Here is a 14,471-nt window from a genome sequence, read left to right on the forward strand (position 1 = left end):
TAGTGCAGACAATCGCCGGGGGGAGGCAAGGCCGGGGCGGAATTCACCCTTCCTTCACCTTGCCGGCGCTCCGGTTGTGGAAATCGCCGCCGCCCGTTGCGTCAGTTAACTGCATTCTCGCATAGAGCGCCGCAAAACGCGCACCTGTCTTGAAGTCCGCCACCCTCACACTCTATGTAGGGAAGACGAAACTTGCTGATTCCCAACGCTTGCGAAGGGTTTCAGGGCCACACCGATGAAGGATTGACATGAGAAATCCCGTAGATACCGCCATGGCTCTGGTGCCGATGGTCGTCGAGCAGACCAACCGCGGCGAGCGTTCCTACGATATCTATTCGCGCCTCCTGAAGGAGCGCATCATCTTCCTGACGGGTCCCGTCGAGGATCACATCGCCACGCTCGTCTGCGCGCAGCTTCTCTTCCTCGAGGCCGAGAACCCTAAGAAGGAGATCGCGCTCTACATCAATTCGCCGGGCGGCGTCGTCACCTCGGGCATGGCGATCTACGACACGATGCAGTTCATCAAGCCGGCCGTCTCGACGCTCTGCATCGGCCAGGCCGCCTCGATGGGCTCGCTGCTGCTGGCCGCCGGCCACAAGGACATGCGTTTCGCGACGCCGAACGCCCGCATCATGGTGCACCAGCCCTCGGGCGGCTTCTCGGGCCAGGCGTCCGATATCGAGCGCCATGCCAAGGACATCCTCAAGATGAAGCGCAAGCTGAACGAGGTCTATGTCAAGCATTGCGGCCGCACATACGAGGAGGTGGAACAGACGCTCGACCGTGACCATTTCATGAGCGCCGACGAGGCGAAGGATTGGGGTCTGGTCGACCGCGTGATCACCAGCCGCGAGGCGATCGAGGGCGTCGAGGGCGCGTGACGCCATGCTTTTGCCGCGGATGAAGTTATTGTGACGCATTTGTAATGGTCGCGGGGCTTTATCCGCACGGCAAAGCCGTTAATATTGGCCGTTAATGCTATGTTGATTTGTAACGGCCTAGCATTCGGTGTTCGGTGGGGGATTCGTTGCCACCGGTTTGGGGAAACCCTTTTCCGGTCAGTACCCCTGGAGCCTTTGAAGGACGGCGAGAACGCTTCCGGCAAAGGCGGTTTGAGTGGTCCGGCCATCTTGTCTAAGATGAACGGCGTGCTGGAAGGATAGTGACATGAGCAAGGTCAGCGGCAGCAACGGCGGCGACTCCAAGAATACCCTTTACTGCTCCTTCTGCGGCAAGAGCCAGCACGAGGTCCGCAAGCTGATTGCCGGACCGACCGTGTTCATCTGCGATGAATGCGTCGAATTGTGCATGGACATCATCCGCGAGGAGAACAAGACCTCGATGGTGAAATCCCGCGACGGCGTTCCCACGCCCCAGGATATCATCAAGGTCCTCGACGAATATGTCATCGGCCAGCAGCAGGCCAAGCGCATCCTGTCGGTCGCGGTGCACAACCACTACAAGCGCCTGGCGCATGCCGCCAAGGGCTCGGACGTGGAACTGGCGAAGTCGAACATCATGCTGGTCGGCCCGACGGGCTGCGGCAAGACCTATCTCGCCCAGACGCTCGCCCGCATCATCGACGTGCCCTTCACCATGGCCGACGCCACGACGCTGACCGAAGCCGGTTACGTCGGCGAGGACGTGGAGAACATCATCCTGAAGCTGCTTCAGGCCGCCGACTACAATGTCGAGCGCGCCCAGCGCGGCATCGTCTATATCGACGAGGTCGACAAGATCTCGCGCAAGTCCGACAACCCGTCGATCACGCGCGACGTCTCGGGCGAGGGCGTGCAGCAGGCGCTTCTGAAGATCATGGAAGGCACGGTTGCTTCCGTACCGCCGCAGGGTGGCCGCAAGCATCCGCAGCAGGAATTCCTGCAGGTCGACACGACGAACATCCTGTTCATCTGCGGCGGCGCCTTCGCCGGCCTCGACAAGATCATCTCCGCCCGCGGCGAGAAGACCTCGATCGGCTTCGGCGCGACGGTGCGTGCACCGGAAGACCGCCGCGTCGGCGAGGTTCTGCGCGAGCTGGAGCCGGAAGACCTGGTGAAGTTCGGCCTCATCCCCGAATTCATCGGCCGTCTGCCGGTCCTGGCGACGCTGGAGGACCTCGACGAGGATGCGCTGATCCAGATCCTGTCGGAACCGAAGAACGCGCTCGTCAAGCAGTACCAGCGCCTGTTCGAGATGGAAGACGTGGAACTGACCTTCCACGAGGACGCGTTGCGCGAGATCGCCCGCAAGGCGATCGTCCGCAAGACCGGCGCGCGCGGGCTGCGCTCGATCATGGAGAAGATCCTGCTCGACACGATGTTCGAGCTGCCGACGCTGGAAGGCGTGCGCGAGGTCGTCATCTCCGACGAGGTCGTCAAGGGCTCTGCCCGTCCGCTCTACATCTATTCGGAGCGTTCCGACGAGAAGGCCAACGTTTCGGCCTGATCGGCTGTTGGAATGAGGCGCGCGCCAGCACGTCGATCAAGTGCCGCAACCTCTCTTCCGTCATGGTCGGGCTTGACCCGACCATCCACGCTCCGAGCACGCCGATGGATCCTCGGCTCAAGGCCGAGGATGACGGTGAGGGTGGGCTGAGGTTGCCATCAATAAGGACCCGCCGCGGCGGGTCTTTTCGTTTGCGTCGCCTGGTGACATTTCGTGACTGGTCGCGTGCCGCGGGAAGGGGCATGATGGGTAAGCTTCCACTGCTTCGTCGGGCCGTTGCGAAACGGTCTGCGCCGGGCCAGAATGGAAGGCGTCGATTCTGTGCTGTGTATGCTCCGGCGGTCCCGCCGGGGGAAGGCCGCAAGTTCCGCGACAGCGCGGAAGACTACACTTCCTGTCGCTGGTTCGCTTGTCCGTCGTGGAGTGGGGCACTCTGCAACCGGGCTTGAAAATGTGTTAACCGCACGCCACTTGTGGATGGAAAAGATCGCCGGCCCGGCACCCCAAGCGCCGAATGGACCGGTTCCCGGAAACGGGACGTTTGAAAGGAAATGACATGACGAAAAAGACGTCTGCGTCGCACGACTCCACGGCCTTCCCGGTCCTGCCCCTGCGCGACATCGTGGTGTTCCCGCACATGATCGTCCCGCTGTTCGTCGGCCGTGAGAAGTCGATCCGCGCGCTCGAGGAGGTGATGGGCACCGACAAGCAGATCATGCTTGCCACCCAGATCAACGCCTCCGACGACGACCCGGAAGTCGACGCCATCTACCGCATCGGCACCGTCGCCAACGTGCTTCAGCTCCTGAAGCTGCCCGACGGCACCGTCAAGGTGCTGGTCGAAGGCCGTGCGCGCGCCGAGATCGACGGTTACACCGAACGCGAGGAATTCTACGAGGCGATGGCCCACGTCCTGGCCGAGCCGGACGAGGACCCGGTGGAGATCGAGGCGCTGTCGCGCTCGGTCGTCTCCGAGTTCGAGAACTATGTGAAGCTCAACAAGAAGATCTCGCCCGAAGTCGTCGGCGCCGCGAGCCAGATCGAGGACTACTCGAAGCTCGCCGACACCGTTGCCTCGCACCTGTCCATCAAGATCGTCGAGAAGCAGGAAATGCTGGAGACGACGAGCGTCAAGCTGCGCCTTGAAAAGGCGCTCGGCTTCATGGAAGGCGAAATCTCCGTCCTGCAGGTCGAAAAGCGCATCCGCTCGCGTGTCAAGCGCCAGATGGAGAAGACCCAGCGCGAGTACTACCTCAACGAACAGATGAAGGCGATCCAGAAGGAGCTCGGCGACGGCGAGGACGGCCGCGACGAGATGGCCGAACTGGAAGAGAAGATCGCCAAGGCCAAGCTCTCCAAGGAAGCCCGCGAGAAGGCGGACGCCGAATTGAAGAAGCTACGCCAGATGAGCCCGATGTCGGCGGAAGCCACCGTCGTGCGCAACTATCTCGACTGGCTGACGGGCATTCCGTGGGGCAAGAAGTCGAAGATCAAGACCGACCTCAATGCGGCGGAAAAGATCCTCGACGAGGATCATTTCGGCCTCGACAAGGTCAAGGAGCGCATCGTCGAATATCTTGCCGTGCAGGCCCGCTCGACCAAGATCAAGGGGCCGATCCTGTGCCTCGTCGGCCCTCCGGGCGTCGGCAAGACCTCGCTTGCGAAATCGATCGCCAAGGCGACCGGCCGCGAATATATCCGCATGGCGCTCGGCGGCGTGCGCGACGAGGCCGAGATCCGTGGCCATCGCCGCACCTATATCGGCTCGATGCCCGGCAAGGTCATCCAGTCGATGAAGAAGGCGAAGAAATCCAACCCGCTCTTCCTGCTCGACGAGATCGACAAGATGGGCATGGATTTCCGCGGCGACCCGTCCTCGGCCTTGCTGGAGGTGCTCGATCCGGAACAGAACTCGACCTTCATGGATCACTACCTGGAAGTCGAATACGACCTGTCCAACGTCATGTTCGTGACGACGGCGAACACGCTGAACATTCCCGCGCCCCTGATGGACCGCATGGAAGTGATCCGCATCGCCGGCTACACGGAAGAAGAGAAGCTGGAAATCGCGAAAAGGCACCTGCTGCCCAAGGCGATCCGCGACCACGCGCTGCAGCCGAAGGAATTCTCGGTCACCGACGGCGCGCTGATGGCGGTCATCCAGCAGTATACCCGCGAGGCGGGCGTCAGAAACTTCGAACGGGAACTGATGAAGCTCGCCCGCAAGGCGGTCACCGAGATCATCAAGGGCAAGTCGAAGACGGTCGAGGTCACGGCGGACAACATCCACGACTTCCTCGGCGTTCCGCGCTTCCGCCACGGCGAAGCCGAGCGCGAGGACCAGGTCGGCGTCGTCACGGGCCTTGCCTGGACGGAAGTCGGCGGCGAGCTGCTCACCATCGAAGGCGTCAGCCTGCCGGGTGGCAAGGGCCGCATGACCGTCACCGGCAACCTGAAGGATGTGATGAAGGAATCGATCTCGGCGGCGGCCTCCTATGTCCGCTCGCGCGCCGTCGATTTCGGCATCGAGCCGCCGCGTTTCGACAAGACCGACATCCACGTGCACGTGCCGGAAGGCGCGACGCCGAAGGACGGCCCGTCCGCCGGCATCGCCATGGCGACCGCCATCGTCTCCATCATGACCGGCATCCCGGTCTCGAAGGACATCGCGATGACGGGCGAGGTGACGCTGCGCGGCCGGGTGCTGCCGATCGGCGGCCTGAAGGAAAAGCTGCTCGCCGCGCTTCGCGGCGGCATCAAGAAGGTGCTGATCCCGGAAGAGAACGCCAAGGACCTGGCCGACATTCCGGACAATGTGAAGAACAATATGGAGATCGTCCCGGTGACCCGCATGGGCGAGGTGATCAAGCATGCGCTGGTCCGCCGGCCCGAGCCGATCGAGTGGGACGGCACGGTCGAGGATGCCAAGGTTCCGGCGGTCGAATCGACCGACGAAGGCACCGGCGCGATCGCGCATTGAGCCTTTATGCCGGGTAAAGCATCCGGCATTTTGGAGCGAAACGGGAAAAGACCGGCCGTTCGGCCGGTCTTTTTCGTTGAAAAGCGTGTGTAAAGCCCGGATTCTCAGGGTTTTGCGACGAAATTTTCTTGCGAGGCGAAGGGCGATGCGTATTCTGCCCCCGACTTGTATGAGTCGTTTCAAACCGTATGAAAGGGGTGGAAACATGAACAAGAATGAACTCGTATCCGCAGTGGCTGAGAAGTCTGGCCTCTCCAAGACGGACGCAGCATCGGCTGTCGACGCCGTTTTCGAGACGATCCAGGGCGAACTCAAGAACGGTGGCGACGTTCGTCTCGTCGGTTTCGGCAATTTCTCCGTATCGCGCCGCGAAGCTTCGAAGGGCCGCAACCTTTCGACCGGCGCCGAGATCGAGATCCCGGCACGCAACGTGCCGAAGTTCTCGGCCGGCAAGGGCCTGAAGGACGCCGTCAACGGCTGATCCTTGGTTCGGGCAGAGCGGTTATCCACTCCGCCGCCAAACCTGAAGTTCAGGGTCGGGGTCCGGTTCTTCCGGGCCCCTTTTTATTTGCGGGAGAAGGGGCGGAACTGTCGCCGAAATGTCATCGGCCTGTAACAGGAAAGCCTCAGAACCGCCGGGTTCCTTTTGACCGGATCCCGGAGGATTTCATGAAAACCCGTTCGATCACCGCCGCCCTCGCGGCGGTTCTCGCCGCATCGGTGGCCCCTGCCGCCAGCGCCGAGCCCGTATTCAATCGCATTGCGTCCTTCGCCGTCGCCGACAACCTGCCGGAGGGCGTGGACAAGGCGACGCCGACCTCGTCCGAAATCATTGCCGCCTCCGAGGACGGCAACACGCTCGTCTATTCCGACAGCCCGAACAAGGCGGTCGGCTTCATCGACATCACCGACGCCAGGGCCCCGAAGGCCGGTGGCTCCCTTTCCTTCGAGGGCGAGCCGACCTCGGTCGCGATCGCGGCCGGCAAGGCGCTCGTCGCCATCAACACGCGCGAGAGCTTCGTGAAGCCGTCGGGCGTCCTTGCCCAGGTCGATCTCGCTTCCAAGGCCATCGAGGCGACCTGCGATCTCGGCGGCCAGCCGGATTCGATCGCCCTCAACAAGGACAGGACGATCGCCGCCATCGCCATCGAGAACGAGCGCGACGAGGAGGTCAATGACGGCGCCATCCCGCAGATGCCGGCCGGCGATCTCGTGCTGCTGTCCCTCAAGGACGGCATCGTCGATTGCGGCTCGATCAAGCATGTCGCGCTGACCGGCCTTGCCGATGTCGCGGGTGAGGATCCGGAGCCCGAATTCGTCGCCTTCAACAGCCTCGACGAGGTCGCCGTCACCCTGCAGGAGAACAACCACATCGTCGTCGTCGACGGCAGGACCGGCACGGTGAAGAGCCATTTCTCCGCCGGTACGGTCAACCTTGAAGGCATCGATACCAAGAAGGACGGCGCCCTGAAGTTCACCGGCGAGATGAAGGATGTCGCCCGCGAGCCCGACGCCGTGAAGTGGCTCGACGACGACCGCCTGGTCGTTGCCAATGAAGGCGACTGGAAGGGCGGCGCGCGCGGCTTCACCATCTTCGACAAGCAGGGCAAGGTTCTCTACGAGAACGGTGCCGGCTTCGAGCGCGAGATCGCCAGGATCGGCCATTACCCGGACAAGCGCAACAAGAAGGGCGTCGAGCCGGAAGGCATGGAAGCGGCCAGGTTCGGCGACGACACCCTGTTCTTCGTGCTGGCCGAGCGTGCCTCGATCGTCGGCGTCTACAAGGATACCGGCGGCGAGCCTGAGCTTCTGCAGCTGCTGCCCTCGGGCGTCGGCCCGGAAGGCGCCGTCGCCATTGCGAGCCGCAACCTCTTCGTGACCGCCAACGAGACCGACCTCGTCGAGGACGGCGGCGCCCGCTCGCATGTCATGATCTATGAGCGTGCGGAAGGGGAGGCTGCCTATCCGCAGATCGTCTCCACCGACAAGGACGGCGAGCTGATCGGCTTCGGCGCCCTCTCGGGCCTTGCCCCGGTCAAGGACAAGCCGGGCATGCTCTATGCCGTCAACGATTCCTTCTACGCCGCGCAGCCGACGATCTTCACGATCGACGCTACCGCGAAGCCGGCGAGGATCGTCGATGCATTGCGCATCACGCGCAATGGCGCGGCCGCCCAGAAGCTCGACAGCGAAGGCGTGACGCCGGACGGTGAGGGCGGCTTCTGGCTCGCCAACGAAGGTGATGCCGACAAGCTCTACAGCCACGCCATCATCCATGTGAACGAAAAGGGCGAGATCCAGAAGGAAATCGCCATTCCCGCCGCGCTGCGCGCCGGCGAGAAGCGCTTCGGCTTCGAAGGCATCACCAGCGTCGGCGAAGGCGATGACAAGGTGCTGTGGATGGCCATGCAGCGCGAATGGGGCGATGACGAGAAGGGTTTCGTGAAGCTCGTCTCCTACAAGCCCTCCTCGGAGGAATGGGGTGCCGTGCGCTACCCGCTCGAAAAGACGGAAAGCGGCTGGGTCGGCCTTTCCGAAATCACGGTAAATGGCGAGCATGCCTATATCATCGAGCGCGACAACCTCATCGGCCAGGCCGCCAGGCTGAAGAAGCTCTACCGCGTGGCGCTCGCCGATCTGAAGCCGGCCGCGCTCGGCGGCGACCTGCCCGTCGTCAGGAAGGAAGAGGTCCGCGACCTCATCCCGGACCTCAAGGGCGCCACCAACGGCTTCGTCGTCGACAAGGTCGAGGGCTTTGCCATCGATGCCGCCGGCAACGGCTTCATCGTGACCGACAATGACGGCGTGGACGATTCCTCCGGCGAGACGCTGTTCTTCGGCATCGGCCCGATGAACGCCATGTAAGCTGCGCGCATCACGGCCCCTTTTCCCGCAGGCGGGGAGAGGGGCCGGTTGCCGAAAGCAGGAACGAAAAAAGCCGGGATCCTGCGATCCCGGCTTTTTCGTCTTTTCGTCCTCGCCGGGCTCAGCCGACGGCGCGCAACGGCCGCGCGGGGGCTGCCCCGGCGCTTCCTTCGGCCTTGTCCCGTTCGCGCTGCAATTCCTCGGTCTTCTCGCTGAGGCAGCCGATGATCTCCTTGAGATGCTGCTTCTGGTCCTCGGTCAGCACCGCGAAGATCGCTTCGATCGTCTTGTGCTGCGGCTGCTGGGCGGCGGAGATCACCGTGCGGCCCATATCCGTGATCGAGACGATCTTGGCACGACGGTCCTTCGGGTCCGGCTCGCGCTTGACGAGCTTGTCGCGCTCCAGCCCGTCGATCGCTTCCGTCACTGTGCGGGGCGCGAAGCCGAGCGCGCAGGCGATGTCCGTCGAGCGCTGCGGCCCCTGGCATTCCAGAAGAAGCAGGAACTTGCTGCGGGCAAGCGACACGCCTTCGTCCATCATGCACTCGTTCACCAGGCGACTCACCTGATGGTAGAGTTTGAACATGCCCTGGGAGATTTCTATCGTGCTACTCATGAGGGGAAATATAGGTATTATGAGGGACCATGTCAAATGATCACGAAGGTTTTCGGATAATTTGATCATAGATATTGAACGATCTCTGTAAATGCGAACGGTCAGGCGGAGGACGTTATTCCCGCCCTTTTCCGGATTTTTCCGGGTGGGACGATTTCTCTCCTGCATAACCCTGTCGGCGAAGCGCCAAGCATTGACCCGGCGGGAGGGGAAAGCGATTGTCCGGGGATGCCGTTCCGCTTCATCCATACCGCCGATCTCCATCTCGATTCGCCCCTGACATCGCTCGCCCTGCGCAATGCCGAGCTTGGAGACCTGGTGCGCGGGGCGACGCGCAAGGCGCTGGAGCGCATCGTCGATCTTGCCGTCACGGAGGCTGTCGACGCCCTCATCATCGCCGGCGATCTCTACGACGGCTCGCAGACCTCCATGGCGACGGCGCTCTTCCTGATGGAGCAGATGCGCCGGCTGGAGGCGGCCGGCATCCGCGTCTTCCTCATCCGCGGCAATCATGACGCCCAGTCGCAGATCACCCGCGAACTGACCTTTCCGCCGAACGTGCACGTCTTCGACGGCCGCGGGAAGCCGGTAAGGGCCGGCATATTGGCGAGCGGCCGCGAGGTCCACGTCCACGGCATCAGCTTTGCCAATCCCCATGCCCCGGCCTCGCTCCTGCCGGGCTTTCGCGCCCCGCTGCCGGACGCCGTCAATATCGGCCTGATGCACACCAGCCTCGCCGGCGCCAGCCGCCACGATCCCTATGCGCCCGTCGGCGTGGCCGACCTTGCCGCGCACGGCTTCGACTACTGGGCGCTCGGCCATATCCACCAGCGCCGGGTGCATCTGGAAAAGCCGTGGATCGTCATGCCCGGCAATCCGCAGGGCCGTGACATCAACGAGGGCGGCCCGAAGGGCGTGACCCTCGCCACCGTCGACGATGACGGCGCGATCACCTGCGCGCTACATCCGGTTGCCGTCGCCCTGTTCGAGCGGCTTTCCGTCGATCTTTCCGGCATCGACGACTGGCGCGGCATGCTCGACCGCATCGAAACCGTGCTGGCGGAGGCGCGGGCGGCCGCGGGCGGCGCCCATCTCGTCGCACGCCTCACCCTTGCCGGCGCCACGCCGCTCGCCTGGCGCCTTCGCCGCGACGAAGACCTGCTCGCTGCCGAATTGCAGAACCTTGCAGCCTCGCTCGGCGAATGCTGGATCGAGGCGGTGGAGCTTTCCGTCGCTGCGCCGCTTGTCGCGGCCGGTGCCGATGCCGGCCCTCTCACCGAGCTGTCGCGCCTGATGCGCGAGGACGTCGTCGAGAGCCATGCCTATCGCGAGGAGCTGCGCGAGGCGCTGGTCGACCTCCTGCGCCAGTTGCCGAAGGAGGCGCGCAGCCTGTTGGCGGCGGATGAGGCGGCGGAGGAGACCCTGCTCCATGAGCTTGCCCTCGAGGGCGCCGATGCCGTTCTCGCCCGCCTCGGCGGGGAAGGCGCGGGGGCATAGCCGATGCGCCTCGATCGCCTGGACCTCGTCCGCTACGGGAAATTCACCGACCGCAGCCTCGATTTCGGCGCGGCCCAGCCCGGAAAGCCGGATTTCCACCTCGTCTACGGCCCGAACGAGGCGGGCAAGTCCACGCTCTTTTCCGCCTATCTCGACCTGCTCTTCGGCATCGAGAAATCCAGCGCCTACGGCTTCCTGCACCCCTATGCCCTGATGCGCGTCGGCGGGCAGTTCTCCGTCGGTGCCGAGCGCCACGAGGCCTATCGCCTGAAGCGCAACCAGGCCTCGCTCGTCTCCGCCGACGACCGGCCCCTGCCGGACACGCTCTTTGCCACCGTGCTCGGCGGCATGGACCGCAATGCCTATCGCACCATGTTCTCGCTCGACGACGAGAGCATCGAAAAGGGCGGCGAGGACATCCTGAAGAGCGAGGGCGAGCTCGGCGCGATGCTCTTTTCCGCCAGCTCCGGCCTGTCCGACATGGCCACGGGCCTTGCGGCGCTGAAGGCGGAGGCCGACGAGTTCTATCGCCCCTCCGGCCGCAGGCACGCGCTCTCGGCCCTCAAGGCGGATATCGAGTCCCTTGCCGCCGAGCGCAAGGCGCTCGACGTCGCGGCCCGCGACTATGGCCTGCTGGTGCGCGAGCGCGATGCCGCCGCCGGGCGTCACGGCGAGATGACCGCCGCCCGGGCCGAGGTGCGCGCCGCGCTGGCGCAGGTGGAGCGCGGCCTCTCCGCGCTGCCATACCTCCGGCGCCTGCGCGCCTTGCGTGCCGAACTCGGCGCGTTCGACCTCGGTGATTCCCCGCCCGCTGCCTGGCGGTCGCTTTCCGGCGAACTGGCGCGCGAGGAGGCGGAAATCGCGGCCCGCGCCGCCCGCATGGAGGCGGAGCGCCTGCATCTTGCCGAGGAACTGGCGGCGTTGCCCGAGGACGCGGCCGTCCTGGCCGTGGAAGGCGACATCGCGGCCCTTGTCGGTTCCGCGCTCGAAGCCCGGTTCCGCACGGCGGCAATGGATCTTGCCGCCCGCGAGGCGGAGCGGGACCAGGTGACCGTCTCCATCGGGGCGAGCCTTGCCGTGTTCGGCCTGCCCGCGGATGCCGACCCGGCCGGCATCCTGCTTCCTCCCGGCCTTGGCGAGAAACTCGCAGCCCTCCTGTCGCGGCGGGCGACGCTTGCCGAACGGGCCGATGCGGCGCTTCGCGAGCGTGCCGAGGCGGAACGGGCGCTTGCTGCCGCTGGCGGCGAGGCCGGTGCCGTTTCGGGTGAGCAGGGGCAGGCGGATGTGGCGCTGCAATCGACGCTCGCTGCCGTCCTGCGCGCCGCCCGGTCCGCCGATCTTCCGGCGCGCCTTCGCGAGGCCCGGCGTCTCGTCGCGCTTGCCCGGCAGGAGGCCGACGGCGCGATGGCCCGTCTTGCGCCCTGGTCCGGCACGGCGGCGGCATTGGAAGGCATGGCGGTTCCGCCGCCCGCCGAAATCGAGGGTCTGCGCAGACGATACGACATGGCGGCCGAGGCCCTGCACCGTCAGCGGCAGCAGGTTGCCGCGCTGGAACTGGAGGTCGCCTCCGCCCGCGCGACGCTTGCGGCGCTGCAAAAGGCGACCGGCGCCGCCGGCGAAGAGCGGGCGAGCCATCTGCGGGCCGTGCGCGACGCGGCCTGGCGGGCGCATCTCGGCACCCTCGACAGCGCTTCCGCCGCCGCCTTCGAGCAGGCGATGCGCGACGACGACCGTGCTTCGGAGGCGCGCCTGCGCAATGCCGACCGCCTTTCGGAGCTTCGCCTTCTCGAACGGACGGTCGCGGAGGGCACGGCGCGGCTGGAGATCCTAGCGGATGACGTGACGCGCCTGGTGGAGGCGCGGGCGGAGGTCGAAGCGCAGATAGCGGCGCTTGCCCGGCGCCTCGGCCTGCCTGAGGGGACGGCGCTGGCGGACATGGCCGGCTGGCTGGAACGGCGGACGGCGGCGCTGGACGCGCTTGGCGCGCTCGCGCTGCGCACGGTCGCGGCCGATCTCGTCGAGCAGGACAGGCGGGACGTGCTGGCGCGGCTGGCGGCGCTGCTCGGCGAAGCGCTGGCCGAGGATAGCCCCTTCGAAGAAGCGTTGTTCCTTGCCGAGGATAGGCTGGAGGCGCTGAAGGCGGGCGAGGCCCGGCGGCTTGCCGCGGCCGCGCAGCTTGCCCGGTTGAAAGCCGATGCCGATATGCGCGGCAAGGCCGCGGAGGACGCCGGCGCGGCGCTTGCCGAATGGCAGGAGGCATGGGCGCGGGCGATCGCCGGCACCTGGCTTGCACGGCAGGATGCGCCCATCGCGCTGGACCGCGTTGCCGCCTTCCTCCCGGCGCTGCAGACGCTCGCCCAGAATGTCGAGCGGGGCAGGGACTTCGACCATCGGATCGCCGGCATGCGCCGCGACCAGAAGGACTACGCCGACCATGCCCGCCGTCTCGCTGCGCGTCTGTCCGAGCCGTTTAACGCCGAGGACCCGCTCGCGACCGTCGCGGCTTTCGGCCGGCGGCTCGCCGCGGCGACGGCGGTACGCCAGCGGCGCGAGGCGATCGAAAAGGCGGTTCTGCGCCTTGACGAGGAGGAGAGGGCGCTGGACGAGCGCCGGACGGTGCTCGCCGCGCGGCTTTCGGAGGTCTACGCCGTCCTCGGCTGCGACACGCTCGCGGAGGCGGACGTGCTGCTCGAAGCTTACCGCAAGCGCGACGAGATCCTGGCGCGTGTCCATGACGTCGGCCGCGACCTCGCCCAGCAGCTCCGCACCGACACGGTCGAGGCGGCCGAAGCGCTGCTCTCGGCGGTCGATGACGACCAGCTCGCCGTGGAGAAGGACGCGCTCTCCGCACGGCTGGAAGAGCTCGACCGCGCGGTGCAGGAACAGCACCTGCTGCGCGCGCGGGCGGAGGAGGCGCTGGCCAAGGTCGCCGGCAGCGATGCGGCTGCGGTGCTGGAGGAGCGGCGCCGCACGGTGCTGGTCGACCTGGCGGAGAAATCGCGGCGCTACCTTGCGACGCGCGCCGGCATCCTGGCCGCGGAACAGGCCCTGCGGCTCTACCGCGAGCGCCATCGCAGCGCGATGATGGAGCGTGCGTCCCGGACCTTCCGCGACATCACGGCCGGCGAATATACCGGCCTTTCGACGATCCTCGAAAAGGACAGCGAATTCCTCGTCGTCAATGCCGCCTCCGGCGGCGCGAAGCTGGCGAAGGACCTTTCCAAGGGCACGCGCTTCCAGCTCTATCTGGCGCTGCGCGTGGCGGGCTATCACGAGATCGCCGCCAGCCGCGAGATCGTGCCCTTTATCGCCGACGACATCATGGAGACCTTCGACGACCGGCGCGCGCTCAATGCCCTGACGGTGATGGGCGCGATGGCGACAGGCGGGCAAGTGATCTACCTCACCCATCACGAACATCTCTGCGATCTCGCGAAAAAAGCCTGCCCCGATGTCACGATCCATGAATTGTGAGGCCTGAAACGTCGAAGCGTAAAGGAAGCGTTAGCGTCAAAACTTGACTTGGCCGGTGGTAAGTGGTTCTTGGCGCACCACCGGCATTGCTGCGAAGCCTGCTTCGCGCGGCGCTCCGCCCTGAAGAAACGGACGGATATGACGTTGAGGACCGACAGAGAAGCGACGATCTGGGAGCGGGGTTTTGCGCCCGTCGGCTTCCTCGTGCTGCTCGTCACCCTGTTCCTGTCGCAATTTTCCCTGCCCGGCAATGCAGACGGCGCCGGTCATCCGCCGCGGGCGGCGGCCGAAGGCGGCGTTGCGCCGTCGCCGCTGTCGGCCACCGGCGAGGAGCTTTGGTTCCCCGCCAGCGGCCATGCCGAGCGGCGGGTCGCCAAGGCCAAGAGCGGCCTGCCGGAGGGCGATGCCGCCGGCAAGGCGCTCGTCCCGGGCGCCGGTGCCGTGCTCTATCCCTTCGAGACCGCCGCCTCGGTGGTCCCTGTCGCTGTCGACGATGCGGCGCCCGCCCGCCTGGGCCCGGCATCCTTCCGCAGCCGCGCGCCGCCGGCTCTTTCCGCCTGAGGCCCTGTGGCGTCCCGTACGCCGCGCCATTCG

The 14,471-nt window shown here is 65.6% G+C and carries 9 protein-coding genes; 8 read left to right on the top strand and 1 reads right to left on the bottom strand.

Annotated elements, in window-relative coordinates:
* Positions 1-248 precede the first annotated feature (248 nt).
* The 5 genes from clpP (at position 249) to AABQ55_RS11280 (ending at position 8,290) form a co-directional block, all read left to right on the top strand.
* A complete protein-coding gene (gene clpP, locus AABQ55_RS11260; protein ID WP_244765856.1) occupies positions 249-881 on the top strand; it encodes an ATP-dependent Clp endopeptidase proteolytic subunit ClpP in 633 nt (210 codons plus the stop codon).
* A 286-nt stretch (positions 882-1,167) separates the two neighbouring features.
* Positions 1,168-2,445: an ATP-dependent Clp protease ATP-binding subunit ClpX gene (gene clpX / locus AABQ55_RS11265; RefSeq protein WP_064329747.1), complete on the top strand. Its 1,278-nt coding sequence runs from the start codon at positions 1,168-1,170 to the stop codon at positions 2,443-2,445.
* 556 nt (positions 2,446-3,001) lie between these two features.
* Positions 3,002-5,425 carry an endopeptidase La gene (gene lon, locus AABQ55_RS11270; RefSeq protein ID WP_272805073.1) on the top strand — a complete coding sequence of 808 codons (2,424 nt, stop codon included), beginning with the start codon at positions 3,002-3,004 and terminating at the stop codon, positions 5,423-5,425.
* Between the two features lie 205 nt (positions 5,426-5,630).
* On the top strand, positions 5,631-5,906 hold the full coding sequence (hupB, locus tag AABQ55_RS11275; protein ID WP_023516583.1) for a DNA-binding protein HupB: 276 nt from the start codon (positions 5,631-5,633) through the stop codon (positions 5,904-5,906).
* A 188-nt stretch (positions 5,907-6,094) separates the two neighbouring features.
* Entirely contained in the window at positions 6,095-8,290 is a 2,196-nt protein-coding gene (locus tag AABQ55_RS11280; protein ID WP_272805074.1) for an esterase-like activity of phytase family protein, read from the top strand.
* A 121-nt stretch (positions 8,291-8,411) separates the two neighbouring features.
* On the opposite strand, the gene AABQ55_RS11285 is transcribed toward AABQ55_RS11280, so the two are convergent.
* Positions 8,412-8,876, bottom strand: a complete 465-nt coding sequence (locus AABQ55_RS11285; protein ID WP_244765853.1) for a MarR family winged helix-turn-helix transcriptional regulator — start codon at positions 8,874-8,876, stop codon at positions 8,412-8,414.
* Between the two features lie 258 nt (positions 8,877-9,134).
* On the opposite strand from AABQ55_RS11285, the gene AABQ55_RS11290 reads away from it, so the two are divergent.
* The 3 genes from AABQ55_RS11290 (at position 9,135) to AABQ55_RS11300 (ending at position 14,438) form a co-directional block, all read left to right on the top strand.
* A complete protein-coding gene (locus AABQ55_RS11290; RefSeq protein ID WP_272805075.1) occupies positions 9,135-10,403 on the top strand; it encodes a metallophosphoesterase family protein in 1,269 nt (422 codons plus the stop codon).
* 3 nt (positions 10,404-10,406) lie between these two features.
* Positions 10,407-13,877, top strand: coding sequence for an AAA family ATPase (locus tag AABQ55_RS11295; protein ID WP_272805076.1), 3,471 nt, complete (start codon positions 10,407-10,409; stop codon positions 13,875-13,877).
* Between the two features lie 144 nt (positions 13,878-14,021).
* Complete coding sequence (locus tag AABQ55_RS11300; RefSeq protein ID WP_272805077.1) at positions 14,022-14,438, top strand: hypothetical protein; 417 nt, start codon at positions 14,022-14,024, stop codon at positions 14,436-14,438.
* Positions 14,439-14,471 lie beyond the last annotated feature (33 nt).

Source organism: Shinella sp. WSD5-1 (genome assembly GCF_963942435.1).
In the GTDB taxonomy this organism is placed as follows: Bacteria; Pseudomonadota; Alphaproteobacteria; order Rhizobiales; family Rhizobiaceae; genus Shinella; species Shinella yambaruensis.

What these genes read in the sequence shown, in the direction of transcription:
- clpP (WP_244765856.1), top strand. Translation starts at nt 249, where the DNA reads ATGAGAAATCCCGTAGATACCGCCATGGCTCTGGTGCCGATGGTCGTC.
- clpX (WP_064329747.1), top strand. Translation starts at nt 1,168, where the DNA reads ATGAGCAAGGTCAGCGGCAGCAACGGCGGCGACTCCAAGAATACCCTT.
- lon (WP_272805073.1), top strand. Translation starts at nt 3,002, where the DNA reads ATGACGAAAAAGACGTCTGCGTCGCACGACTCCACGGCCTTCCCGGTC.
- hupB (WP_023516583.1), top strand. Translation starts at nt 5,631, where the DNA reads ATGAACAAGAATGAACTCGTATCCGCAGTGGCTGAGAAGTCTGGCCTC.
- AABQ55_RS11280 (WP_272805074.1), top strand. Translation starts at nt 6,095, where the DNA reads ATGAAAACCCGTTCGATCACCGCCGCCCTCGCGGCGGTTCTCGCCGCA.
- AABQ55_RS11285 (WP_244765853.1), bottom strand. Translation starts at nt 8,876, where the DNA reads ATGTTCAAACTCTACCATCAGGTGAGTCGCCTGGTGAACGAGTGCATG.
- AABQ55_RS11290 (WP_272805075.1), top strand. Translation starts at nt 9,135, where the DNA reads ATGCCGTTCCGCTTCATCCATACCGCCGATCTCCATCTCGATTCGCCC.
- AABQ55_RS11295 (WP_272805076.1), top strand. Translation starts at nt 10,407, where the DNA reads ATGCGCCTCGATCGCCTGGACCTCGTCCGCTACGGGAAATTCACCGAC.